The following is a 23737-nucleotide window of genomic DNA, read 5'->3' on the forward strand; positions in this document are numbered from 1 at the left end:
GGGATGGGCATGTACGGCAAGGCATTCGCGCCCGAGTACCAGGGCACTCTCGGGTCACTGTCAGTCAACTCCTCGCTGGCCGACGTACTCGTCCGTGCGACCGAGCAGTTGCGCACCGCCGAGCGGGAGGGCACCCGGCAGGAGGCGGCACGCTGCTCCCTCGCCGTCGCAGAGGCGCACCGGCGGCTCGGCAACACCGGTGAGGCGGACCGGGCTTGGAAGGCGAGCTACCGGACGGCCCGCAGCGCCGGCGACGCGGGCGCGATGGCCTGGGCGGCATGGAGCGGAGGCACGCTCGCCCGCCAGCGCGGCGCGATGCCGCTCGCCCGAAGACTGCTCGCCCTCTCCGCCGAACTGGGCGAGCGCGACGGCGACATACTCGCCCGCGGCTACGCGCTCGCCGGGCTGGCGGAGACCGGCCGCATCCAGGGCGACTACGAGGCCGTCGACGAGCTGCACGAGCAACTGCTCGCCGAGGCGCGCGAACGCGGCGAGGCCCGCCACATGGTGTGGGCGCTGGAAGGCATCGCCCAGATGCGGCGCAACACCGGCGCCTACGACTCGGCGCTCGCGATGTTCGAGGAGGCCGCGGCCATCGCCGAGGACGCGGACGACCGCCGGGGCCGTGCCTGGGCGCTCCGCGGGGTCGCCGACCTCGTCTCCGTGCGCGACGGCGACACGGAGCGCGCTCTCGCGCTGCTCTCCGAGGCGGCCGAGCTGTGCCGCGCCATGGACCTGGCCGGCGCGCTCGCCTACAACCACAAGATGCGGGGCAACGTCCTCTACCGGGCGGGCCGTTACTACGAGGCCCGCAGCATGTACGAACAGGCGCGGTCGGAGTTCCTCGTCATCGGCGAGCGGCGTGGAGAGGCACTGGCACGCCTCGGGCTGGTCAAGTCGCACTCCCGCCTCGGCCGTGAGCCCGCCCGTACCGCCGCCGACCTCGACGAGTTGCGGCGCGCCCTGGAGTCGATCGGGCTGCACCACGCACGCCGTCTCACGGACGACGCCCGTACGGAGCTGGGCCTCGCGCCCGCTCGGGACACGCCGGATACGAATGGAAAGCGGGCGACGGACGGGAAGCGCGGCGCGGAGGAGGACGGCGAGAAGGCGGCGGCCGCCTGAGACGTCCGCGGATCCATCCGCGGACGGGCGGGTCGGACGGGAACGGGGTTCGGACAGAAGTGACAGGCACGGAACGGGAGTTCGGGGGAACCCGTATGCCATGACCCTGACACGAGTGCGACGAACCCCCGTCCCCCGGAAGAGACGCACCCGGCCCGTCCCCGTCCGCCCCTTCCACAGTCCGGCCAACTCCGCGAGAACCGACACCGCAGATCTTTTGCGCCGTCAACAGGCGTCCTCACAGGGCGAATTGGTGAGCCCGAGCAGCACTATTACAGTGAAGCCGATGCTCAACCCCTCCCCTTTCACCGCTCCCGTCCGCTGTCCCTCACGCCCTCCCAGGGAGGTCCCGTGAGACAGGAACTGCAATCGCGAACAGCGGCCCGGACTCCCCTCCCCCCGGCCGAACCCGCCGCGCCGCACCGCCAGGAAAGCGGCGAAGCACGGCACGGCCCGGCGCCCGGCAGGCCGCCCGAAGCGGCAGCACCGAAGCAGCCCAAGGAAAAGCAGCGCGACCCGTACTTCGACAACGCCAAGTACCTGGCGATCGTGCTGGTCGCGCTCGGTCATTCCTGGGAGCCGCTGCGGGACGGTTCACGCGCCGCGGGCGCCCTCTACGTCTTCGTCTACACCTTCCACATGCCGGCCTTCATGGTGATCTCCGGCTACTTCTCACGCAGCTTCCAGGGCAAACCGCACCAGCTCAAGCGGCTGTTGACGGGCGTGGCCGTGCCGTACGTCCTCTTCGAGGTCGCCTACACCCTCTTCAAGCGCTGGGCCGACGACGACCCGACGTACCCGATCAGCCTGCTCGACCCCTGGTATCTGACCTGGTTCCTGGGCGCGTTGTTCATCTGGCGCCTGACCACACCGCTGTGGAAGACGGTGCGCTGGCCCGTCGCGCTCGCCCTCGCGGTGGCCGTGCTGGCGTCCATCTCGCCGGACATCGGCGACGACATGGATCTCCAACGCGTTCTGCAGTTCCTGCCGTTCTTCGTCATCGGGCTCTTCCTCAAGCCCGAGCACTTCGACCTGGTGCGCGGCGGCAGGGCACGGCTGCTGTCGCTGCCGGTGGTGGCGCTCGCCCTGGTCGTGGCGTACTGGGCGGTGGAGCGGATGAACGCCGCGTGGTTCTACCACTACAACAGCGCCCAGGAGATGGGCGCCCCGTGGTGGGTCGGCGTCATCATGACCTTCGCGCTCTTCGGCTGCTCCATGGTGCTCACCGCGTGCTTCCTGGCCTGGGTCCCCGGCCGCCACATGTGGTTCACGGCTCTGGGCGCCGGCACGCTCTACGGCTATCTGCTGCACGGCTTCGTCGCAAAGGGTTCTCGCTTCGGGGACTGGTACGAAGTCGACTGGGTGCACACGCCGTTGGGCGCGATCGGGGTTACCTGCATCGCGGCCGCGCTGATCACCGTGCTGTGCACACCGCCGGTCCAGCGGGTCTTCCGCTTCGCGATGGAGCCGAAGCTGGGGTGGGCCTTCAAGGAGGACGCTTCCGCGGCGGCCCGCATGCGCCTGAGGAGCTGACGCGGCAGCAGACGAACACCCCCGTCGAGGCCCGTACGCGCAGACCGCGCTACGGGCCTCATCCGTCCTACCGGCCCCCCGGGCTGTGTGCCGGTTGCCCGGTGCCGCGGTTCGCGCCTGTTCGCGCCTGTTCGCGCCTGGTGCGGGACGGCCGGGGGCGGTCGGCCGGCCGATCCGCCGGTCCGGAGCACGGGCAGGGGCCAGGGCAGGGGCCAGAGCAGGGGCCGGCCTCGGCCATCCGGGTCATCCGGGGCGACGCAGCCGGTCACGGCCAACTGCCGCACATCCGTTCCCTGTTGGCGCCGCGACCGCTAGCTTTCGGTACGACACGTCCGTAACCCGGACATGGCGCACACCGGGCCGGACGCCTCGGGCCCGGGTGTGCCGCCTGCCGCCGTACGCACCGGAAGGACCCCGACAGTGCACGTACCGCCTCGAACAGCCGGTTTGCCCGCGAGACCCGTCACCGAGCCGGGCCGACGGCTCGGACGCCGCTCGCTCGCCGCGCTGGCTGCCACCGCGCTCGCCACACCGCTGCTGCTGACCGCCGCCGCCTCACCCGCGGCGGCGGGCCCGTCCGCGGCGGCCAAGGCGTCCGCCTCGGCGGCCGAGAAGGCCTCCGCGGCCAAGGAGGGCGACCGGCTGGCGAAGAAGCTCGTCCGACGGACGGGCGGCAAGGGCGCCATGAAGCACCTCAAGGCCCTCCAGGCCATCGCACGTCACAGCGACGGGAACCGCGCCGCCGGTTCGCGGGGGCACGAACTGTCCGCGAAGTACGCCGGCACGCTGCTCAAGGCCGCGGGCTACGAAGTCACGTACCAGAACTTCGACTTCGTCTACCGCGAGACGCTTGCCGAGAAGATGACGGTCACCTCGCCCGACGAGCGGGACGTGCCGGTCAAGCTGATGACGTACACCAAGAGCACCCCCGAGGGCGGCACGAAGGCCGCCCTCGCCCCCGTTCCCGAGGACGCGGACGCGACGTCGGGCTGCACGGCGGCCGACTACGCGGCCGGCGACTTCGACGGCAAGATCGCACTGGTCCAGCGCGGCGGCTGCACCTTCGCCGAGAAGCAGAAGGCGGCAGCCGATGCGGGCGCGGTCGCGGCGGTCATCTACAACAACACCGAGGGCGAACTGAACGGCACCCTGGGGGACCCGGAAAGCGGCGTCATCCCGACCGGCGGCATCAGCCAGAAGGACGGCCAGGCGCTCGCCGCCGAGGCCGGCTCGGGCGAGGTCACGGTGAACGTGGAGCTGCGGGAGTTCCAGGAGACGCGCAGCACGCCCAACGTCATCGCGGAGACGCCGGGCGGCGACGAGAACAATGTGGCGATGTTCGGCGCGCACCTCGACTCGGTGAGCGAGGGCCCCGGCATCAACGACAACGCCTCCGGCTCGGCCGGAATCCTCGAGACCGCGCTCCAGTTCGCCCGCGCAGGCGGCACCAAGAGCGGCGGTCACGGCGACAAGGGCAACAAGGTGCGCTTCGCCCTGTGGACGGCGGAGGAGGTCGGCCTCCAGGGCGCCGACCACTACGTCTCCGAACTCTCCGACGCCGAACGCGACAAGATCGCGCTCTACCTCAACTTCGACATGATCGCCTCTCCGAACTACGGGCTCTTCGTCCATGACGGTGACGACTCCGACGGCGAGGGCTCCGGTCCCGGCCCCGAGGGCTCGGGCCAACTGGAAAAGGACATCGTCGACTTCATCGAGTCGCAGGGCGAGGAGACGCGGGGCGCCGACTTCGACGGCCGCTCCGACTACGGCCCCTTCATCGAGGCGGGCATCCCGGGCGGCGGCTCGAAGACGGGCGCGGAGGGCATCAAGACCGCGGAGGAGCAGAAGCTGTGGGGCGGCGAGGCGGATGCCGCGTACGACGGCTGCTACCACCAGGAGTGCGACGACCTCGACAACATCAGCAAGAAGGCCTTCGACCTGAACGTCAAGGTGATCGCCAACGCCGTCGGGCACTACTCACGGGACGTCAGCGACCTTCCCTGACGCAAGCGCGCCGGCGCGCCGGAGCCCATTACCGGCGCGCCCGTGCACTCCCCGGCGTCCGCCGTCCGGTGCCCGCCCGTGCGATACCTCGTCACCCCTCGCACGGCGCGGGCACCGGGCGCGTGCGCCCCGTCCTGCCCCGGCGCCGCCGTCCGTCCCGGGCACCCTTCCCCCGTCGCATCACCCCCGTGTCCACGCCCATCTCCGCGCAGCCCACAGCCCCGCCACGTGCACCTGTAAGAACCACAGGAAGCTGCGCCCGGAGCCGCTGGCCCGGTAGGCTTTCCGTGTGATCTTCAAGCGAATCGGAAACGGGCGGCCGTACCCCGACCACGGCCGGGAAAGCACCCGCCAGTGGGCGGATGTGGCCCCACGCCCGGTGCGCCTCGACCAGCTCGTCACGACGAAGGGTCAACTCGACCTCGAGACCCTGCTGGCGGAGGATTCGACGTTCTACGGGGATCTCTTCGCGCACGTCGTGAAGTGGAGCGGCGACCTCTATCTGGAGGACGGGCTGCACCGCGCCGTGCGAGCGGCCCTTCAGCAGCGACAAGTTCTGCACGCGCGCGTGTTGGAACTTGACTGAACCGGCGTCAGCGTCACTAGCCCTTTCAGGGTCACCACGTCACAACCATTGATCATCTAGTAGGCATCGCCTGCATCCCGCACTACTCTGCGCCCATGAGCATGCTGACTCCCCCCGGCATGGGCGGAAAGTACCGCATCACGGGAAATCGCTACCCCCGCATGCGCCGCCCCCGAAACCGTCGCAGGATCGTGCTCGCCTCACTCGCCTCGGTCTGTGCCCTCTCCCTCGGCGGGTGGGGAACGCTTCAACTCATCGACATCTTCTCGGGCGGCACCTCCGCCAGCGCCGCCGGCAGCAGCGGAAAGGGCAACGGAGGCGCGGACTGCGCCACCGACGCGAAGGCCGACAAGCCGAGCCCGAAGCGTGACGGCAAGAAGATCGACCTTCCCCAACCCGACTCGATCAAGGTCAACGTCCTCAACGCCACGGACCGCAGCGGCCTCGCCAAGTCCATCGCCGACAAGCTCAAGAAGCGCGGCTTCAAGATCGGCGAGGTGACGAACGCGCCCAAGGAGTTCGACAAGAAGGTCGAGAACACCGGCATCCTGATGGGAGCCCCCGGCGACGACGGCGACGCCCGCCTGAAGGTGCTGGGCACTCAGTTCAAGGACGTCGAGAACCAGTTCGACGACCGCAAGGGCGAAGACGTCGACTTCATCATCGGCAAGGCGTACGAGAAGCTCACCAAGGAGAAGGAAGCCGACGCCGCGCTGACGGCTCTGAGCGACCCGAAGCCGTCTCCTTCCCGCGACCGCTGCGAGGACTGACGGAGCGTCGACCGCGTCGGCGGCCCGTCGGCGAGAACGCGGTGACGGATCCGGGCGGCCCGGTCCGGCGGGAAGAGCCGGCCGGGGCAGGAGTCGCCCGGAGACGCGGGCGCACGCGACCGCCGGAGGCGGTCAGCCCACGGTGCCGTACATCCGGTCGCCCGCGTCACCGAGCCCGGGAACGATGTAGCCGTTCTCGTTGAGGCGTTCGTCGATCGAGGCCGTCACGACGGTGACGGGAGTCCCCTCGAGCTCGCGCTCCATCATTCGTACGCCCTCTGGCGCGGCCAGCAGGCAGATCGCCGTCACGTCGTCGGCGCCGCGCCGGATCAGCTCGTCTATCGCGGCGACGAGCGTCCCGCCGGTCGCCAGCATCGGGTCGAGCACGTACACCTGACGCCCCGAGAGGTCGTCCGGCATCCGGTTGGCGTAGGTGGACGCCTGGAGTGTCTCCTCGTCGCGGATCATGCCGAGGAAGCCGACCTCGGCCGTCGGGAGCAGCCGCACCATGCCGTCGAGCATGCCCAGCCCGGCGCGCAGGATCGGCACGACGAGAGGGCGCGGGTGCGACAAACGCACACCCGTGGTGGCGGTGACGGGAGTGGTGATGTTGACCGTCTCGGTGCGCACATCCCTCGTCGCCTCGTAGGCGAGCAGCGTCACCAACTCGTCGGCGAGACGCCGGAACGTCGGTGAGTCGGTGCGCTCGTCGCGCAGCGTGGACAGCTTGTGTGCCACCAGCGGGTGGTCGACGGCGTGGATCCGCATGGTCCCGACACTAGCGGAGGCATGAGTACGGCTCGTACTGGCGTACCCCTGCGCGACGGGGGAAGGTGGTCAAGTAGCCGGAGGTGTACAGATGTCCGACTCGCAGAACGGTAGTGACGCCAGGAACTCACGCCCGGCCGGTGATCCCGGCCACGCGCGCGACCGGAAGGTGAGCGCGGCACGCAACGCCGCCAAGTCGCGCGGCAGCGGCACGGCGGGCGGTGCCCCCGCCACGGAGGCGCGCACGGAGCGCCTGCGCCGCCGGGCCCGCTTCCTGCGCGAGCGCAGCGAGGCGAAAGAGCTGCGCGACCGGGTGCAGCCTCGCCGTACGCGCACCGCGCGCATGCGCCAGGCGATGCGGATGCGCACGTTCCGTTGGTAAAGCGATGATGTGCAGAGCGTGAAAACCCCACAGGACAGACACAGCCAAATCACAACACCTGGTCAAGAATCGGTCACACTGCGTTCTCATCACACGGTCCGCACAAGAGATCTGCGCAAACACCCGCACGACGCACTGTCGAAGACCCTTCGCACGGCCGCGGTTTCTGCCACGATGCCGATTGGGGCGGGGCGATGTCCTCGTCAGCAGCCATCGGGCACCTCAGAAACCAGTGGGAGAGTCACGGTGTATTTCGCCGCACTGCTCGCGCGCACCGAAGACGGGTGGGAAGCGAGCGACACGGAGCTCGACGATGTGGAGACCCTGGCCGACCTGGCCGACCTGGCCCGGGAGGCCGCGACCGACGACGAGCCTGTGCTGGCCTGCATCGAGCAGGAGGGCGAGTGGTTCGGCGTCGTAAGAGTTGAGGGCGAGGACGACCCGCGCGTCTTCGTCTCGAACGCGGCCGCTGCCATGCGCAGCTCGTACGGCGAGATCCTCCTCTCGGATGAGCTCCTCGGCCGCGAGCCGGAGAATCCCGACGCGCTGGACCAGCTCGTGGACCTGGACGGCACCGAGGACGGTGAGCCGGAGTCCAAGGACACAGCCGACGGCGACGAGACCGGCCCGGAGGGGGCCGAGGGCGCGCCCATCGGTCCTCTGGGCGACTCGGGCCTTCTCGCGGACCTCGGAATGGAGGACAAGACGCTGCTCACCCTCGCTCCCGAGGACGCACTGAGCGAGATCGCGGACGCGCTGGGCTGCACCGACGTCCTGGAGGCAGTGCGGTAGCCCGCGCCGTCGCGGAGCGGTAGGAAACTGGCTTCATGACCGACTCTCCCGTGCCCGATCCCGTCCGCGACCGCTGGAGGGAGCCGATGCGCCGCGCCCTCCGCGAGGCCGGACGGGCACGGGAGGGCGGCGACGTACCGGTGGGGGCGGTAGTTCTCGGCCCCGGCGGCGAAGTGATCGGAAGCGGCCACAACGCCCGAGAGGCGTGGGGCGACCCCACCGCACACGCGGAGATCATCGCGATCCGGGCGGCTGCGGCCACCCTGCACGGAGAGTGGCGGCTGGAAGGCTGCACCCTGGTGGTCACGCTGGAACCGTGCACGATGTGCGCCGGCGCGAGCGTGCTGTCCCGCCTGGAGCGCGTCGTCTACGGCGCGGTGGACCCGAAGGCCGGCGCCGCGGGCTCGCTGTGGGACGTCGTACGGGACCGGCGGCTCAACCACCGCCCCGAGGTGATCCACGGGGTGCTGGCCGACGAATGCGGAGCACTGCTCAAGGACTTCTTCCGCGGCTCCCCCGGCCCCTGTTGAGGCACCGCCGCCCGGCGGCCGGGACGGCACGGGCCCCCACGGCCTCTCCCCCGAACGGATTTCGGCACACGGCACCCGTTGGGCTAGAGTGCGTCTCGGTAGCGTGTCCGAGCGGCCGAAGGAGCTCGCCTCGAAAGCGAGTGAGGGGCAACTCTCCGTGGGTTCAAATCCCACCGCTACCGCAGGTCAGAAGGGCCGGGCCCCACGGGGTCCGGCCCTTCTGCGTGGGGCGTCTCGGGTTCGGTCTCAGTTGACATCCGGAACGCCACCAGCAGCGCGCGGTCGGGAGGGTCCAAGCTCTCAGCGTGCTTAGCCGAAGGCCAGGCGGACGGCGCGGCCCGTCGGCCGTGCCACCACCTTGGCAATCACCACGAACCGGGAGTGGTCATCGATACCGGTGATCACCTTGCACTCCGACCCCATCCGCAAGCCAGACGCCGCCGACGATGTCCATCTGCCACAGCTGCATCGGCCCCTCCCAGCTCCCACCGGCGATACGACGAGCGACCCCGCTTCGAAACCCCCGGCGTCACCGGGCTCGAAACTGACGGACGTTATTGACAGGTGGGTCTCTCATCCTTAGGAGACCTGCGTGATGACCGAACGCGATCTATACCGACGTGCCAAGCACCGCTTGGCCGTGCTGCGGCATGTGGATGAGGTGAGCGGCAGCGTTGCCGCCTCCTGCCGCTACTACGGCATCAGCCGCCAGTGCTACTACAACCCCGCGGCGCGCTCGGAAGTGCGCCCCCCGCCCCCGGGCGGGCAGCGGAAATCTGGAGGTTCGCGAATCGTAAGGACCCCGCGGCCCCCTCGACCGGGACAGAAGGACTTGCGTGGTGTGGAATCCCGGCTACAAGGCAGAGCACGCGGGAGGCTACGGTGCGCAGGACATCAGAGTGGGCACGGAAACCATTGGTCAAAGGGGTGTTGGTGGTCGGCCTGATAGCCGTCGCCGCGGGCCTGTATCTGTTCCAGCCGTGGAAGCTGTGGACGGACGAGAAGGTCGATGAGGCGCTTCCCGGCGCTTCCGCGCCAGAGAAGTCGGACGGACCGCCGGAGCCCGAGACGCCTGGTGACTCCGCGGGATCGGGCAAGGCCGAGAAGCCGGCTGAGCCGAGGACGCTGGCATCGGGCGAGTTCATCACCCACGAACACGACACCACCGGGCGTGCGAAGGTCGTCGAGCTTCAGGACGGGTCCCGGGTCCTCCGCCTGCAGGACCTGAACACCAGCAACGGTCCCGACCTGAAGGTCTGGATCACTGACGCGAAGGTGAAGCCGGGTACGGCCGGTTGGCACGTCTTCGACGACGGCGCTCACCTCAGCCTGGGCGGGCTCAAGGGCAACAAGGGGAGCCAGAACTACACGTTGCCCGCCGGGGCGGACTTGGACGAATACAGCAGCGTGACGATCTGGTGCGACCGCTTCGACGTCTCCTTCGGAGCGGCCGAACTGTCCCGCGCCTGATCGCACCGGTACGGCGTCAGTTCAGTTCCTCTTCGCCGCTCGGTAGATCAAGTAAGAGACGGCCAAGATGAAGTCCACCGCCACCCAGAACGCCACGATGGCACCGGCCCCGATGGTGGTTCCGATTCCCTTAGCCGCTTCGCAATCCTCCTGCGAGAGTCCGACACAGTCAGGTGCTCCGGCAGCGGAGACGATCCCGAGGATCAGCCAGATCAGAAAGATGAGCTGGACGGCCAGGAACGTCCAGAAGAAGACGCGGTGCTTCTTGCGCTTCGGCTGCTCGACCATCGATTCCGCCGGAGATTCGGTTGCAGCGCTATCTGCCCGTATCCCATGGCCCCATTGAGGCTGAGGAACTGAAGACGTTTTCCTGGAGTGTGCGGCATGACGTCCTTGGTGACCGCCCATTTTCCGCTCCGGCGTCCGTAAGATCCCGAGCAATTCAACTGTAACAATATGGACAAACGTGCCAAGCTGCAGGCCCGAGATTGCGTTGCTCACCCATGGCTACGGCTCGCGCCCACAGCTACTCAGCAGTGTTGATCGGCACCTCGTACACGATCTCGCAAAGCGAAGCCGGCACCACGATGTCCGCGGTTTCGACCGGCGCCCCTCGTCGCTGTAGTACGTGCGCTGAATCCGGGTGACCAGGGCGCTGCGTGTCAGGCCGAGGAGAGCGATCTCCTCGGCCGTCGCATGCCGCGGTTCGGGCTGCTCAACCGCATGGCTGACGGTGACGCCGATCTCCGCCATCCGCTCGACGACGCTGCGGCCGGCGTAGGGACCGCCTTCGACATCGATCTTGATGACACGCGCTCGGCAAAGTTCCCCCACACTGAGCAGGCGAGTCAGCGGGTGTGCTTCCACCTCGAACTCGGCCTCTATCGGCCCTGTGTATGGGACTGTGCTGGTCGCTCCGGCGCTCCTGGAGCTTGCCTGGACGAACCTGAGGATCTCGTCCTTGTAAGAAACGGCGGCGTGGATCGCGCGAAGGTTCCGGCAACCGTTCATGCGGGCGTGCTGATCGTCGCGGCCCCGCGACCTGCATCCCGGCCGGAGTGACGGCCTGCCGCACCGCCATGACCGTGACATCAGCTGACCAGCGGCCGCGAACACGAAGTCGATCGCCAGGGGCGCGGAAGCCGTCACCGCCGAGGAGCCGTGCAGCGCGGGCACACACAGGAGCACGCCGTCGCCGAGTGCCGCCGCGTGCCGGCTGCCCTCGCGTGCGCTGTTGCCCTGCAGCAACTGATCGCGTTTCACCGGTCCTACGAGGGACGCCTGATCAGGTCCGACGTGAAGGAGTCGGGGAAGGCATCCGGGCTCGCTGGTTCAGAAGCCGTATCGCCGCGCCAGCATTGAGTCCGAGCCCAAATCAGCCATCAACTCCACAGCAAGGTTTTCGCAAGGTCCGTGCAAGCAATCCACGGCGCCCCAGGGGCAGCACTCCGGACGGGAAGAGACAGCCGACGTTCGGGGGATGTCGCTATGGCACACGAAAGGCGTCTCGAAGGCATTACGAGTGCGGGGGGTGGGCGATGACGGGGGGTGCCGCGTGGATGAACGGCCCGGTCGGGCTGGGGGCTGGTAACCGGGTCCTGCGCGAGGGATCTCGAACTGTTCTGGTCGTCGTGCCGTTCTTGGTGGCCGGCATCCGGCTGATGGACGTTCTTGCGCTGCTGGAGTCGGATCACCGTGTCGTGGTGATGTTCACCGTGGCACCGGCTCCGAACGGCGCTTGGTGTCATGGTGCGGAAGAACTGGTGAGGGCACAGGGGGGATTGCTACTGCCTTGGCAGCAGGCCGTTCAGTGTCAGTTCGATCTGGTACTCGCCGCGAGTGACATGGCCGTGGAACAGCTGCACGGCAAGGTGATGCTGCTACCGCACGGCGCGGGCGCGTTGCCGTCCCGGCTGCGCGCACGGAGCGCCGGTCCCGATGCGCAGCCCACTCACGGTCTGGACCGGAACACTTTGGTCCATCGAGGACGGTTGGTACCTGCCGCACTGCCACTCGCGCATGCGGGCGAACTGGCGGTGTTGCGCGAGTCCTGCCCTGAAGCGGTACCGGTGGCGGTCATCTCCGGTGATTTCTGCTTCGACCGGCTGGTGGCCAGCCTGCCGATGAGATATCGCTATCGGCGGGCCTTCGGGGTGCGACCGGATCAGAAATTCGTCGTCATGACCTCGTCTTGGCAACCGGAGTCGGCCCTCGGAACCCATCCGGACCTGCTCGACAGGCTGTTGAGCGAGTTGCCGCCGCGGGAGTACCGGGTGGCAGCGGTGCTGCACCCCAATATCTGGGGTGTACACGGGGCGTGGACGGTACATGCATGGCTGACGGACTGTCTGCGTGCGGGGTTGATCCTTTTACCGCCCGAAGAAGGGTGGCGGGCCGCCCTCGCAGCAGGCGACTTGATCATCGGAGACCACGGGTCGGTCACCGGCTACGGGGCGGCCATCGGTGCTCCGGTGATGCTCGCTTCATGCCCGAACGATGGTTTCCTTCGCTCGGGAAGCCTCGCAGACGTGGTGAACCGGGAGGCCACCGGTCTGCGGATGGACATGCCGCTGGCGGAGCAGTTGCGGGAGGCGATGGGCCGACATCAGTGGGGCCGTCGGGACCGGATCCAACGGCTCATCACATCGGAGCCGGGGCGTGCTGCCGGCATTCTGCGGCACACAATGTATCGCCTGATGGAACTTCCGGAACCTGACCGGCCTGTTCCCAATACCGCCGTACCGCTGCCGGCCCCGGTCCGCATCCGGGGTGATCTGCCGTTGGAGGAGGCGGGATGAACTGCTTCACGTGTACGCACACATTCCCAGGGCCGAGGCCCGCGCCTCAAGCCTTCGCAAACCTGAGTGTACGGCGCTGTCTTCGGCACAGCCGGGAGCTGAGGGGCGCCTCGGTGTGGGTCTGGGATCCGCCTGCGAGGTCACCCAAGGAGTGCTTGTGCGGGGTCTCCAACCGGTTTCTCGTCGCTGTGGAGGGCAGTGTCATGCGGTGGTGGGAGAGCGCTGACGTGGTGCTCGGCCGTGTCCGGGCGACGGTCGGGCAGTCCGTGAAAGGTGCTGAGGCCCTGCTGGCGCGGGCTCCGGGATGCGCTCTGGCAGCAGTTCCTGCAGGGGAGTCGCAGACCGTGTTCCACACCTCTGCCGAACGGATTGTCCTCAGCCATGTTTCCACAGCGGAGCCCGTGTGCGGAGTGTGCGTCTATCCCTGGCTCGCTGTCGGCTACGGGCTCACCGAGCTGCTCGCACCGTTCGTTTCCCAGGTCTAAGATCCGTTGTTCGGATCTTGGCGGATCAGAAAGGACCAGGTCCGGCAAGATCCGGACGACACGCCTAAGCACCGTCAGGAGGCGGAGTGCGCAGGGTGCGGAACTCCGCGAGTTTCGCCTCCACTCTGGCGATCCCCGAGTCGACCCGTTCCAGATTCGGCGCTCCCGCTTCCATGTAAAGGGCCTGAGATCGACGGAGCAGGTCGCGAGCGGTCGTCAGGTCCTGGAGTGCTTCGGCGGCTTCGGCCCAGACCATCGACGCTTGGGCGCGGTACTGGCTGGATCCAGATCCGGCTAGGACGGACCAGGCTTCCCGTACGAGAGCAACTGCCTCTCCCGGACGACCGGCGCGAGTGAGCGCATCCGCGAGCCAGACCGTGGTCATGGCGGTGACCTTGTCGTCGGACAACGAGCGGGCGAGGAGCCGTCCTTGGGTGAGTTGGCCGATGGCGTCATCGAGCCGCCCACCCGCGATGAAGTTCTGGCCGAGTCTTCGCCGGCCGAGGGCCTCCGCTCTCGTTCTTCCGGCCTCCTGGTCCAGCGTGACGGCTTGCCACAGCACCTCGGCGGCTTCGTCGAAGCGTCCCTGGGTGCGGTATGCCATGCCGACGAGGCCGAGTGCTTCTGCTTCTGCCTGACCATGTCCGGCTACACGTGCCGCATTGAGCGCGGCCGTCCCTTGTTCAAGGGCTTCGTTGCTCCGCTGAAGATTGTGGAAGGCGAAGCCGAGGTGGTGGTGCATGCGTGACCGGGCGGCGTGATCACCACAGCGTGTGGAGGCGTCCACCGCCAGCCGGTACGCGGCGATCCAGTCGGGAAAGTGCTTGCGGTGCAGGAACAGCGACCACATCGCTTCCGCCAACTGCCATACCGAGGCGTCGAGTCGGCACTCGTAGCCAGCTCGCAGCGCAGCCATCAGGTTCGGCAGTTCGGCTTCCAGCGCTTGCAGGGCGTGTCCGCCGGACTCGAATACGACAGGGTGTGGATCACGCATCTCCAGGCAGTCGGGACCACCGAGGTGCCATTCCAGTGGTGTCACCGTCCGGTCGGCGGCGACGGCGAAAGCAACGTAGTGCTCCATGAGCCGCCGGATGACGCCTTCGCGGACCGACGCGCTGTCTTCTTCCTCGGCACGCTGCCGCGCGTGGATGCGCACGAGGTCGTGGAAGCCGTACCGGTCGGTCCCGCGAACCTCCAGAATGCTCGCATCGACAAGCTGCTCCAGCAGCGCAGTCGTGTGCTCCTCGGGTAACTGGAGCATGGCTGCCGCGGTTTGGCAGGAGAACTCGGGGCCCGGGTGGAGGCCCACTCGTCTGTAGGCGCGTGCACCCTCGGGTGGGAGCCCGTCATAGGAGAGGTCGAAAACGCTCAGGACGGACACCTCTTCCACGGCCAGTGCTTGCAGTCGTCGCTGTTCGTCCGTCAGTTCTCGCACGACCCGGTCGATCGGCCATTCAGGCCGCATGACGAGTCGTGCTGCGGCAATGGACAGCGCGAGTGGAAGTCCAGCGCAGAGACCCACGAGTCCTGCCACCGCGTCCGCCTCCGCTGCGGTTCGTCGCTCGCCGACGGTGCTCGTCAACATCTGTGTGCCCGCCTGCTCCTGCAACGGCGCGACCGGCACGAACTCCGCGCCGTCCGCAGTCAGGCCACCGAGGCGCCATCTCGTGGTCACAACCACGGTGCTTCCTGCCGACGCCGGCAGCAGCGCTCTGACCTGGGCCGCGGAGACAGCGTTGTCCATCAGGATCGCGATGCGCTTGCCCGCGGTGATCGAACGGAAAAGCCCGGCCGCTTCCTGCACTTGTACGGGAATGCGCTCGCCCTCCAGGCCGAGCGCTCGCAGAAAACCACCGATGATCGAGCCCGTGAGCGCTGGCTCTCCGTCCGCTCCTTCTGCCAGATCGGCGTAGAGCTGGCCATCCGGGTAGCGGTCGGCCACCGCGTGCAGCCACTGCAACGCCAGTGCCGTCTTTCCCACGCCGCCCGGACCGCTCATCACGGCCAGAGAGGGCCCCAGCTCTCTCCCTAAGTCTCCGATTCGGTGCAGGTCGTCCAATTCGGCAGTGCGGTTGGTGAAGTGTGCCGGCGCGGGTCTCAACTGACGAGGCACCACGGGCACGTCGGGAGAGGTTGCGGTCTCGTGGTGATAGTGAACGCCCCCGACCAGCGAGCCGACTTGAAGGGTGGGGCCTCGCAGGACGGCAGATCCGCTGATGGTGTTGTGAGTCCCCGGGAGCGGCGGCCGGTAGACCTCCAGCCAGGTCTCCAGATCCGCTCTCCACGTACGGTCGGCGGCGGAAGACTCGGCCTGCTCGGCCAACCAGTTCGACACCAGTAACAGCGCCGGAAGCGGGCCTTCGGCCCCGAAGGCTTCCTCCCACTGTCGGAAAAGTTCCGCATCCGGTCGGGCCCGGTGAATGAGTTCGTCCAGCTCACGCCCGGCTAGTGAATCTTGCATTGGCCTGTGCGAAATCATGGCCGATAACAGTGCTGCGGCCATGTCTGTGTTCCGCACTGTGCAATCCCCCTCGGACCAGGCTTACCTTGACGTCAGTTCGGGCACACGCTGTGGGCTTCGCCCCTCAGCCGTTCCCCCGCCGCTACCTACCCGGCACGGGCAAAGATCGACCACGGGTTAACACTGCGAGTAATTTCGGACCTCCTATCGCATGGACGTAGTTGTGGATATTCCTCCGTGTCATCCTCGACAGACGGACTTGCCGTACCGGCGGGAGGGGCGCTGGTGGAGCTCCGCATACTGTTGCTGGGCGCGGTCGAGCTGAGAAACGGGCAGAATCGCAGCCCACTCGGGTCTCCCAAGGCACGGTTGGCCCTTGCGGCTCTGGCGTGGGACGCCGGCCGAACGGTGAGCTTGGACAGACTCGTCCACCGGATCTGGGACGAACACCCGCCCAGCAAGCCACGCGAAGCCCTGTATGTGCACATCCACCACATCCGCAAGGCACTTGCCGCTGTTGCCGGTGCACACGCCCCGGCCGTGCTCAGCCGCACACACACCTACACGCTGCAAATGGATCCGGACGCCGTTGATCTGCGCCGGTACCTCGCCCTCGTGGAGCAGGGACACGGGTTGTCCGACGGCGGCAGCGAGCAGGAGTCGCTCGCGGCGCTCCAGTCGGCCTCCCGGTTATGGAGCGGTGAGCCCCTGGCCGGACTGCCCGGCACATGGGCCGCACACGTACGCAGTCTCGTCGGGGAGAAGTACCTGGCGGCGACGCTGCTCCAGGCGGACATCGCACTACGCTCGGGCCGCTACGCCGAGGCCGTTGCGGGCTTGCAGCCCCTTTCGGAGCGCCATAGGACGAACGAGTCCTTTGCCGGGCAGCTCGCGCTTGCGCTCCATGGCTCTGGACGTACGAACGAAGCCGGCCGGCTGTTGCAGGCTCTGCAGCACCATCTGCGGCGAGAGTCGGGGACCGACCCGGGCGAGGAGGTCGCACGCATACACCGCGGGATCCTTGCCGGGAGGCCCGCGGCCGATCTGCTGACCCAACCGCCGCCGGCCGTCATTGCTCCGAAACAGGTCTCCGAGTACCCGGATACGCTCCCGCCCGATGTGGCGTGGGTCGGGCGGCAAGCTGAACTGCACCTTCTCACAAGCGCGTTGAAGGCAAGGGAACAGGCGAAGGGTGCAACGGCCCGTTTCACGGCGGCAGTCATCACCGGCATGCCCGGCTCCGGCAAGACCGCCCTCGCCTCGCATGCGGCCCGCCTGATGCGCGACGACTTCCCCGACGGGACACTGTTCGTCGACTTGCGCGGCCAGGCACCTCAGCAGACGCAAATGTCTTCGTCGGAGGCCCTGCGCGAGATCCTGCCTCTCGTCGAGGACCGAGAAGAGATCCCTCGTGACTACAACAGCCTTGTCGCAATGTGGCGTACGACTGCCAGGAAGCGCCGTTTCGTGGTCGTCCTGGATGACGCCGCCTCCGTCGAGCAGGTTTCCCCTCTGCTTCCCGGAGACTCCTCATCGGTGGTGATCATCACCAGCCGTCACCGGCTCGCCGCTCTTCCGGGGATACAGCACGTCGCACTGGACGTGCTGCCTCCCGGGGACGCGGTTGCTCTGCTGCGCAACACCCTCGGAGAGGGGCGCGTGGCCAACTCTGCCGAAGCTGCCACCCTCGCGCGTCTGTGCGGCTATCTGCCGCTCGCCCTGGACATCGCCGTAAGCCGCTTGCTCTCGCGTCCTGCCTGGAACCTCTCCGACCTGGTCGAACGTCTAAACCGAGCAGGCAGACGACTGCCCGAGATACGGGCTCCTCACCGAGCAATGGCCCAGACGCTGGAGGTCTCCTACCAAGCGCTCAATCCCACACAGCAGCGGGCTTTCCGCCATCTAGGCCTGCACATCGCCTCGGAGTTCGGCCCGGACGCCGCAGCCGCACTCACCGGTCTTCCTCTCGAAGAGGCCGAAAGCGTGCTGGAAGAGCTGCTCGCCTGCCACTTGATCTCAGAACCGTCTCCACACCGATATCGCCTTCACGACCTGCTCCGCGAATACGCAGTGATGCTCACCGAAGGCGAATCGTCGGACGAGAGACAGCAGGCCCTCGATCGCGTACTCGCCCACTATCTGCACGCCGCAGACCGTGCCGACCGCCTCGCCTATCCGGGCCGTCAACGCATAGCTCTGCCCGACGAGGGCGCCGTGCTCACACGGCACGATGCCGATCCTCAGCACTGGTTCACCATCGAGGGTCCCAGTCTGCTGGCGGCCTTGGAATTTACCCGTGCCCACAAGTCGCCCCGTCACCTGGCCCTGATGACTCACACGCTCGCCGGTTTCCTCAACAGTCAGGGGTATGCCAGCACTGCGGCTCCCCTTCTCCAGTCGGCCACCGAGTACTGGATGAGCGCAGGCGACGACGCCGCATACCGACGGGCCCTGATCGACCAGAGCATCGTCTGCGCGAGCGCCAGCAACTACGACCAGGCAACCCGGTGCGCCCGTAAAGCCTTGGAATCGGCACAACAGGCTGGCGACGAAGACCTGATGGCGGAAGCCCTCCACCAGCTGTCCATCTCCTGCTGGCACACCGCCAGGCTTACCGAAGCCCTTGACCTCCAACACCGAGCGCTACAGCTTCGTAGAGCGAGGCCGGATCCACTTCAGCAAGCCAGGAGCTTCAACCTTCTGGGCATGATCTGCCTCGGCCTTGAGCACAACAAAGATGCCTTGACCTACTTCATCGAAGGACTCGCACGGTTTCGCGGTGCCGACGACCGCCGTGGACAGTTCATCGCGCTCAACAACATCGCCGAACTGCACAAGCAGGAAGGCGATCTGGACAGGGCCATCGACTTCTACCGCCAGTCGATCAAGCTGTCGCAGGAACTCGGCAGCCAAGGACAGCACGCGATCCTCCAGATGAACCTGGCGGACACTCTGCGCGCTCGCGGGGAATTGGACGAAGCCCTGGAGCTCTACGAGAAGTCGCTCCCGGCGTTGCGCAGCGCGGGCGACCGTCGCAGCGAGGCCATCGCCCTCACCGGGATGGGCCGGACACTCCACGCCGCCGGACGAAGCGAGCAGGCGATCCCTCGTCATATCGCAGCGCTCTCCATATCGCGCACCATAAGGGCGGCCCTCGAGGAGTGTCAGTCCCTCCGCGCCCTGGGCGAAGCAGAGGCCGCGACCGGGCGTTTCCAGCGGGCTCGCACGAACCTGGAAGCGAGCCTCGCACTCAGCCGGGAGATCAACTCACGGCCGGACGAAGCGGAGTCGAAGGCGGCGTTGGAACGCACACGACACGGGACGGCCGGCTCCGGCCACACCTGAGGGTCTGCGGGCGCCCGCCGGTCTCCTGCAACCTCCCGACCTGCACGAACTCGTGCACTTATGGCGATTCTGTGCGCATTCAGCGCAAGATCCGGGAGGCCACTGTTCGAGTTGGACAACGCGGCCCGCAGGTGTGATCCTTTGCAGTCCTAATACAGTCGCAGGTGGAAACAGGCAGGCACTGCCGACGCCGCGACCGGACCCTGAGGAGCCGCGCCATGAATGGGATACGCACCTGGATCATCCTTGCCGCTGCCGTCTGTATACCTTACGTGATCAGCGCAGTAGACAAAGGGACATCCGCGGCGTAACACGATGCACATGGGTGCAAGGCGCGCAGGAATCGAGATCACTACCGTCCCTGACTAGTCCTCACTTATGCAAATAGAGACAAGCTGGACGACGGCGGGCGCTGTCTTCTGGCTGCACCCGTGCGAAAACGAGTTGCGATACCGGTGAAGACAGGGGCGTTCCCACAAGGGTCCGCCCCTGTCCTTGATTGCCCATGCAGGCCACTCACTCATCAGCGGTGTTGACAACCCTCCAGGTCAATGCACCTGGAACGCGTCGCACCAACGCGAGCGCCTCCTCAGCGCACAGCGTCCGACACCCGTGCGGCGTGGGAGAAGCTGCGGCAGTGGACGGCGCTGCGTGGGCTCACCGGTGCCGGTCGATGCGGTCCCGGCCCATGTCCTGGGCGCGGTCGGCGGCGTCGAGGTCACGGTGGCGGAGATGATCGCGCCCATCATCAGGATGTGCCAGGAGCGGGGGCGAAGCCCTTGGTGTCGCGCAGCCCGGCCTCGTCGGCCAGGTTCCGCACGATCGTGCGGATGTTCGCCAGGTACCGGATGCTCGCGAGGGCCAGCGGATGGCCCTGTCGCCACTCGAGCAGTACGCCGATGAAGGCCCAGTGTCGAAGTCGGGACGGTGGAACCGTAAGCCGTGTCCAGAATGCGCTACCGATCCTCGTTGCGGCGCTCCCTCACCGCGGTGTCCGTACTCATGCGAATCTCCGAGCATGCACAACATTGGGCCAATAGGTAAAAGCCGTACACCTGTCGTGTTCTCGCCCCAAGGGCCTGCTCAACTGTTCCCGAGGGGCGGTTCTCAGCGCAGGTCGAGCCGCATCAGGACCCGAGGGTGGCCGGCCAGCACGGACGAGGTGTCGGCGGCGTGGGCGAAGCCAGCGCGTTCGAAGTTCTTGCGGAGCCCGGCGTACGCCATCGTCAGATCGACCTTGGCGTCGCCGTTGTCGAGGGGGTACGCCTCGATCGCCGGGGCGCCGTTGGCGCGGGCGAACTCGACGACGCCGGCGATGAGGGCGTGCGAGATGCCCTTCTTCCGGTGACCGGGGCGTACGCGGATGCACCACAGCGACCAGACCGGCAGGTCGTCGACGTGCGGGATCTTCCGGTTGCGCGCGAAGGAGGTGTCCGAGCGCGGCGCCACAGCGGCCCAGCCGACCGGCTCGTCACCGTCGTAAGCGAGCACCCCCGGAGCGGGATCGGCACGGCACAGCTCGGCGACGTACTCGCCGCGGGCGGGCCCGCGAAGCTCGTTGTTGAGCTTGGACGGAATCCGGTAGCTCAGGCACCAGCAGACGTTCGCATCGGGTGACTTCGGACCGACCAGGGTGCGGACGTCCTCGAAGACCGAAGCCGGGCGAACGTCGATGGTCATGGCGCCACGATGCCACGCCGCACCGACAAGGCCGTACGGCCGACCGGCGTGCCCGTGCTCCCTCTCATCCGGACGTCAGAGGGATGCGCAGAGCCACGGTGCCGCTCATGTCGAGCCATGCGTTGTCCGGGGAGCGCACCATGCGGAGCGTCACGTGGGCGCAGTGGGGGCAGCGCGCCACCAGGCCGGGTGCTCGGGTGTAGACGTGCAGGCGGGCCACCGGCTCGGTCGCGCCGCAGTTCGCGCAGCGGCCGATGGCGCTGGTCAGGTCGACGGCGAAGATCTCGGAGAGCGGGCCGGCGAGGGCGTTGCCGTCCTCGTATTCGTCGCTGTCGGGCTGGTGGTTCATGTCAGCCTCCACTGGGGCCGAATCGTTCGGTGCGGATGTGGTCGGGGTGGTGGCCCAGGCCGGTGAGCAGGTCCGCGGCGGTCTCGACGAATCCGGTCGGGCCGCAGACGTAGCACATCGGTGAGGTCTCCGGCGGCCACGCGAAGGCGGTGATGTCCTCCTGCCGGATCCGGCCGGGCGGACGTGACCGGCCGTCCGGAGAGGTCCGCGTGTAGAGGAACTCCGTCGCCAGGCCGGGGTCGCCCCGTCGCAGCTCGGGCACGTAGTAGCGGTCCTTCGGGCTGCGTACGGAATGAAGCAACCGGAACGGTGTGGGGTCGGCGCTCGCACGCCTGGCACGGATCATGGCCATCAAGGGCACGACACCGGATCCGCCGCCCAGGAGCAGCACACGATCGGCTTGCCCGGCGGACCACACGAACCATCCCCCGACGGGTCCGCGCAGCTCCATCGGGTCACCGACGGCGAGTTGGTCGACCAGGTACGGGGAGACCTCGCCGTCGTCGACCCGCTGCACGGTGATCTCGACGTGCCGCGCGTCGGGTGCCGAGGCCAGCGAGTAGCTTCGCTGGGCGCTGTAGCCGTCCTCGGCGGTCAGCCGGACGTCGACGTGCTGTCCGGCGAGGTGACCCGGCCAGTCCGGGACGTCCAGCACGAGGGTGCTTGCGCCCTCGTTCTCCGCCCGCCGTTCCACGAGCGTGGCCACCTGCCAGCGCAGGCGTGTGCCTAGTCGCCTTGATACCGCTGCTCGCGCCATGGGTCTCCGTAGTCGTGGTAACCGAGGCTCTCCCAGAAGCCGGGCTCGTCCTGGGGCAGCAGCTGGATGCCGTGCACCCACTTCGCCGACTTCCAGAAGTACAGATGGGGGACGAGCAGACGGGCGGGGCCACCGTGCTCCGGCGGGATGTCATCGCCGTCGTAGCCGTAGGCGATCCATGCCTGGCCGTCCAGCAGGTCCTCGAGCGGCATGTCGGTCGTGTAGCCGCCGTAGGAGCTGACCATGACGAAGTCCGCGGCGGTCTCCACCTGCGCCAGCAGCACGTCGAGGGAGACACCTTGCCAACGCGTTTCGAACTTCGACCACTTCGTCACGCAGTGCAGGTCGACCGTGGGGTGCTCGCTGGGCAAGGCGGTCAACTCGGCCCAGTTCCAGGAGTGACGGTCCCCCGTTTCGGTGGTCACCGTGAACTCCCAGTCCTCCCTGGCGATCCGCGGTGTCGGTCCGGCCGAGAGCACGGGGAAGTCGTGTGTCTCGTACTGCCCCGGCGGCAGCCGGCGGGAGGACTCCCGGGGCCGGCCCCGGAAACCAGGGGAAACAACGCCCATGCGGGACTGCTCCCTTCGTACGGGTCGCCGGACTGCGGATGCCGGCGTCGCTCGATGCGTTTCGGGCACGGCGAAGACAGGGGTGTGCACACACGAAAGGCGAATCCCGGCGGATACGGGACGCAGCGCGGTCGCGGCGGCGTGCTCACGACCGGCGGGGACGATCGTCGAGCTCCCTGGAATGTACGGTCCGGCGATCGGCGCCGCGACCGGAGGAGCCGTTCGGCGCAACGGGGCTGCCAGCCCGGCGAGCGCGTCTGTGCGGCGTCAGGCGTCCCTGCGGCTCCGAGAGACGCAGCGTCCTAGCGGCGTCCCAACCGTCCGCACGCCGGGCCCGACTCGCCGTCCACAGCCTGTTATTCGCTTGATGCCGCCTCCGGCGCGGAACACGATGCCGGAATGCGCTTCTCCGTCAATGTTCCGAACTTCGGTGACTTCGCGGACCCGCGAGCGGTGGCGAAGGTGGCCGCGGCGGCGGAGAGGGCGGGGTGGGACGGGCTCTTCGTGTGGGATCACGTGCTGCACAGACGCCACCCCAGGCCGTTCGGCGATCCGTGGATGCTGCTGACCGCCGCCGCGCTCGCGACGTCCCGGATCAGGCTGGGCACGCTCGTCACCCCGGTCGCCCGCCGCCGTCCGCAGCAGCTCGCCCGGCAGGTGGCCACGCTGGACAACCTCAGCGGCGGCCGGGTCCTTTTCGCCGCCGGGCTGGGCGGCCCGGCGGAGGACGAGTACGGCAGTTTCGGCGAGACCACCGACCCGGTCGTGCTGGCCCAGCGCCTGGACGAGGGCCTCGATCTGCTCAGCCGCTTCTGGTCGGGCGATCCGGTGAACCACGAGGGGCGGCACTTCCGTGCCCGGGACGTGGCGCTGCTGCCCGGCACCGTGCAGCGTCCCCGTCCACCGGTGTGGATCGCGGGCTTCTGGCCCAACCGGCCGCCCATGCGCCGGGCCGCCCGCTGGGACGGCGCGGTGCCTCTGTTCGCTTCGGCGAAGCACGGGCATGCGCCGCCCGTGGAGGAGGTGCGCGATCTCGTCGCGTATGTCGGCAGGCACCGCGGGCAGGGCAAGGGCTCCTTCGAGATCGTCCTCGGCGGCGTCAGTCCCTCCGCTCCCGCCAAGGCGCGGGACCTGCTCGGGCCTCTCATCGACGCGGGGGGCACCTGGTGGGACGAGCGGCAGTTCCAGGGCAGCGACGGTCTCGACCGGCTCGAACCGGTGCTGCGCCGCGTCGAACAGGGCCCGCCGGTCTTCTAGTTCCGTCACCGGCGCCCCCGCGCCGCGTGCGCCCCCGGCCCGGTGGGTCCGCCCGGTGGCCGTGGTGTTTGCC

At 68.1% G+C, this 23737-nt stretch carries 19 protein-coding genes, 1 tRNA gene and 2 pseudogenes; 13 read left to right on the plus strand and 9 right to left on the minus strand.

All coding sequences use genetic code 11. The annotated features are described in order from the left end of the window. The first annotated feature begins 9 nt into the window (after positions 1 to 9). The 5 genes from I004_RS37195 to I004_RS0130725 all read left to right on the plus strand — a co-directional run bounded on the left by I004_RS37195 (position 10) and on the right by I004_RS0130725 (position 6021). On the plus strand, positions 10 to 1125 hold the full coding sequence (locus tag I004_RS37195) for a tetratricopeptide repeat protein (protein ID WP_078511976.1): 1116 nt from the start codon (positions 10 to 12) through the stop codon (positions 1123 to 1125). Positions 1126 to 1476: 351 nt separating this feature from the next. Continuing rightward, the gene (locus I004_RS0130710; protein WP_106965485.1) at positions 1477 to 2658 is read left to right on the plus strand and encodes an acyltransferase family protein; all 1182 of its coding nucleotides are present in this window, start codon (positions 1477 to 1479) and stop codon (positions 2656 to 2658) included. Positions 2659 to 3105: 447 nt separating this feature from the next. Beyond that, positions 3106 to 4665 carry a M28 family metallopeptidase gene (locus I004_RS37200; RefSeq protein WP_051345627.1) on the plus strand — a complete coding sequence of 520 codons (1560 nt, stop codon included), beginning with the start codon at positions 3106 to 3108 and terminating at the stop codon, positions 4663 to 4665. A 289-nt stretch (positions 4666 to 4954) separates the two neighbouring features. Then, complete coding sequence (locus tag I004_RS0130720) at positions 4955 to 5251, plus strand: type II toxin-antitoxin system VapB family antitoxin (RefSeq protein ID WP_028438603.1); 297 nt, start codon at positions 4955 to 4957, stop codon at positions 5249 to 5251. Between the two features lie 95 nt (positions 5252 to 5346). Continuing rightward, positions 5347 to 6021, plus strand: coding sequence for a LytR C-terminal domain-containing protein (locus I004_RS0130725; protein WP_078511952.1), 675 nt, complete (start codon positions 5347 to 5349; stop codon positions 6019 to 6021). A gap of 132 nt (positions 6022 to 6153) precedes the next feature. Here the strand turns inward: I004_RS0130725 and upp are convergent, their stop codons facing one another. Beyond that, positions 6154 to 6789, minus strand: a complete 636-nt coding sequence (gene upp / locus I004_RS0130730; RefSeq protein WP_028438605.1) for a uracil phosphoribosyltransferase — start codon at positions 6787 to 6789, stop codon at positions 6154 to 6156. Between the two features lie 91 nt (positions 6790 to 6880). Between upp and I004_RS0130735 the strand changes: the two genes are divergently transcribed. From I004_RS0130735 to I004_RS0130750, 4 genes are all read left to right on the plus strand, one after another. Then, a complete protein-coding gene (locus tag I004_RS0130735; RefSeq protein WP_486580711.1) occupies positions 6881 to 7171 on the plus strand; it encodes a hypothetical protein in 291 nt (96 codons plus the stop codon). Between the two features lie 246 nt (positions 7172 to 7417). After that, positions 7418 to 7963: a tRNA adenosine deaminase-associated protein gene (locus tag I004_RS0130740; protein ID WP_028438607.1), complete on the plus strand. Its 546-nt coding sequence runs from the start codon at positions 7418 to 7420 to the stop codon at positions 7961 to 7963. Positions 7964 to 7998: 35 nt separating this feature from the next. Further along, the gene (tadA, locus tag I004_RS0130745) at positions 7999 to 8493 is read left to right on the plus strand and encodes a tRNA adenosine(34) deaminase TadA (protein WP_028438608.1); all 495 of its coding nucleotides are present in this window, start codon (positions 7999 to 8001) and stop codon (positions 8491 to 8493) included. A gap of 97 nt (positions 8494 to 8590) precedes the next feature. Further along, positions 8591 to 8675 (plus strand) — tRNA-Ser (locus I004_RS0130750). 133 nt (positions 8676 to 8808) lie between these two features. On the opposite strand, the pseudogene I004_RS40655 reads toward I004_RS0130750, so the two are convergent. After that, positions 8809 to 9005 (minus strand): annotated as a pseudogene (locus tag I004_RS40655) (IS481 family transposase); the annotation flags it as partial. 421 nt (positions 9006 to 9426) lie between these two features. On the opposite strand from I004_RS40655, the gene I004_RS0130760 reads away from it, so the two are divergent. Then, a complete protein-coding gene (locus I004_RS0130760) occupies positions 9427 to 9963 on the plus strand; it encodes a DM13 domain-containing protein (protein ID WP_486580714.1) in 537 nt (178 codons plus the stop codon). 21 nt (positions 9964 to 9984) lie between these two features. Here the strand turns inward: I004_RS0130760 and I004_RS40660 are convergent, their stop codons facing one another. Both I004_RS40660 and I004_RS40665 read right to left on the minus strand, forming a co-directional pair. Further along, positions 9985 to 10251: a hypothetical protein gene (locus I004_RS40660; RefSeq protein ID WP_051345628.1), complete on the minus strand. Its 267-nt coding sequence runs from the start codon at positions 10249 to 10251 to the stop codon at positions 9985 to 9987. Between the two features lie 238 nt (positions 10252 to 10489). Next, positions 10490 to 10755, minus strand: a pseudogene (locus tag I004_RS40665) (UTRA domain-containing protein); the annotation flags it as partial. Between the two features lie 767 nt (positions 10756 to 11522). Here I004_RS40665 and I004_RS0130775 point away from each other — a divergent pair. Then, the gene (locus I004_RS0130775; RefSeq protein ID WP_199779497.1) at positions 11523 to 12761 is read left to right on the plus strand and encodes a hypothetical protein; all 1239 of its coding nucleotides are present in this window, start codon (positions 11523 to 11525) and stop codon (positions 12759 to 12761) included. 549 nt (positions 12762 to 13310) lie between these two features. Here I004_RS0130775 and I004_RS37210 read toward each other — a convergent pair. Next, on the minus strand, positions 13311 to 15749 hold the full coding sequence (locus I004_RS37210) for an NB-ARC domain-containing protein (RefSeq protein WP_078511954.1): 2439 nt from the start codon (positions 15747 to 15749) through the stop codon (positions 13311 to 13313). A 243-nt stretch (positions 15750 to 15992) separates the two neighbouring features. Here I004_RS37210 and I004_RS37215 point away from each other — a divergent pair, with 243 nt between their 5' ends. Continuing rightward, complete coding sequence (locus tag I004_RS37215; RefSeq protein ID WP_051345630.1) at positions 15993 to 19052, plus strand: tetratricopeptide repeat protein; 3060 nt, start codon at positions 15993 to 15995, stop codon at positions 19050 to 19052. A 1107-nt stretch (positions 19053 to 20159) separates the two neighbouring features. Here I004_RS37215 and I004_RS0130795 read toward each other — a convergent pair. The 4 genes from I004_RS0130795 to I004_RS0130810 all read right to left on the minus strand — a co-directional run bounded on the left by I004_RS0130795 (position 20160) and on the right by I004_RS0130810 (position 22407). Continuing rightward, positions 20160 to 20732 carry a GNAT family N-acetyltransferase gene (locus I004_RS0130795; RefSeq protein ID WP_028438613.1) on the minus strand — a complete coding sequence of 191 codons (573 nt, stop codon included), beginning with the start codon at positions 20730 to 20732 and terminating at the stop codon, positions 20160 to 20162. A 64-nt stretch (positions 20733 to 20796) separates the two neighbouring features. Then, positions 20797 to 21081, minus strand: coding sequence for a DUF6510 family protein (locus tag I004_RS0130800; RefSeq protein ID WP_028438614.1), 285 nt, complete (start codon positions 21079 to 21081; stop codon positions 20797 to 20799). Between the two features lies 1 nt (position 21082). Beyond that, positions 21083 to 21838 (minus strand): ferredoxin reductase, encoded by a 756-nt coding sequence (locus I004_RS0130805; protein ID WP_028438615.1) that lies wholly within the window; start codon positions 21836 to 21838, stop codon positions 21083 to 21085. After that, positions 21808 to 22407, minus strand: a complete 600-nt coding sequence (locus tag I004_RS0130810; RefSeq protein WP_028438616.1) for a sulfite oxidase-like oxidoreductase — start codon at positions 22405 to 22407, stop codon at positions 21808 to 21810. Before I004_RS0130810 ends, I004_RS0130805 begins: the two co-directional genes overlap by 31 nt. A 399-nt stretch (positions 22408 to 22806) precedes the next feature. On the opposite strand from I004_RS0130810, the gene I004_RS0130815 reads away from it, so the two are divergent. Further along, a complete protein-coding gene (locus I004_RS0130815; RefSeq protein ID WP_028438617.1) occupies positions 22807 to 23664 on the plus strand; it encodes an LLM class flavin-dependent oxidoreductase in 858 nt (285 codons plus the stop codon). Positions 23665 to 23737 lie beyond the last annotated feature (73 nt).

The sequence above is a fragment of the Streptomyces sp. TAA486 genome, assembly GCF_000426165.1.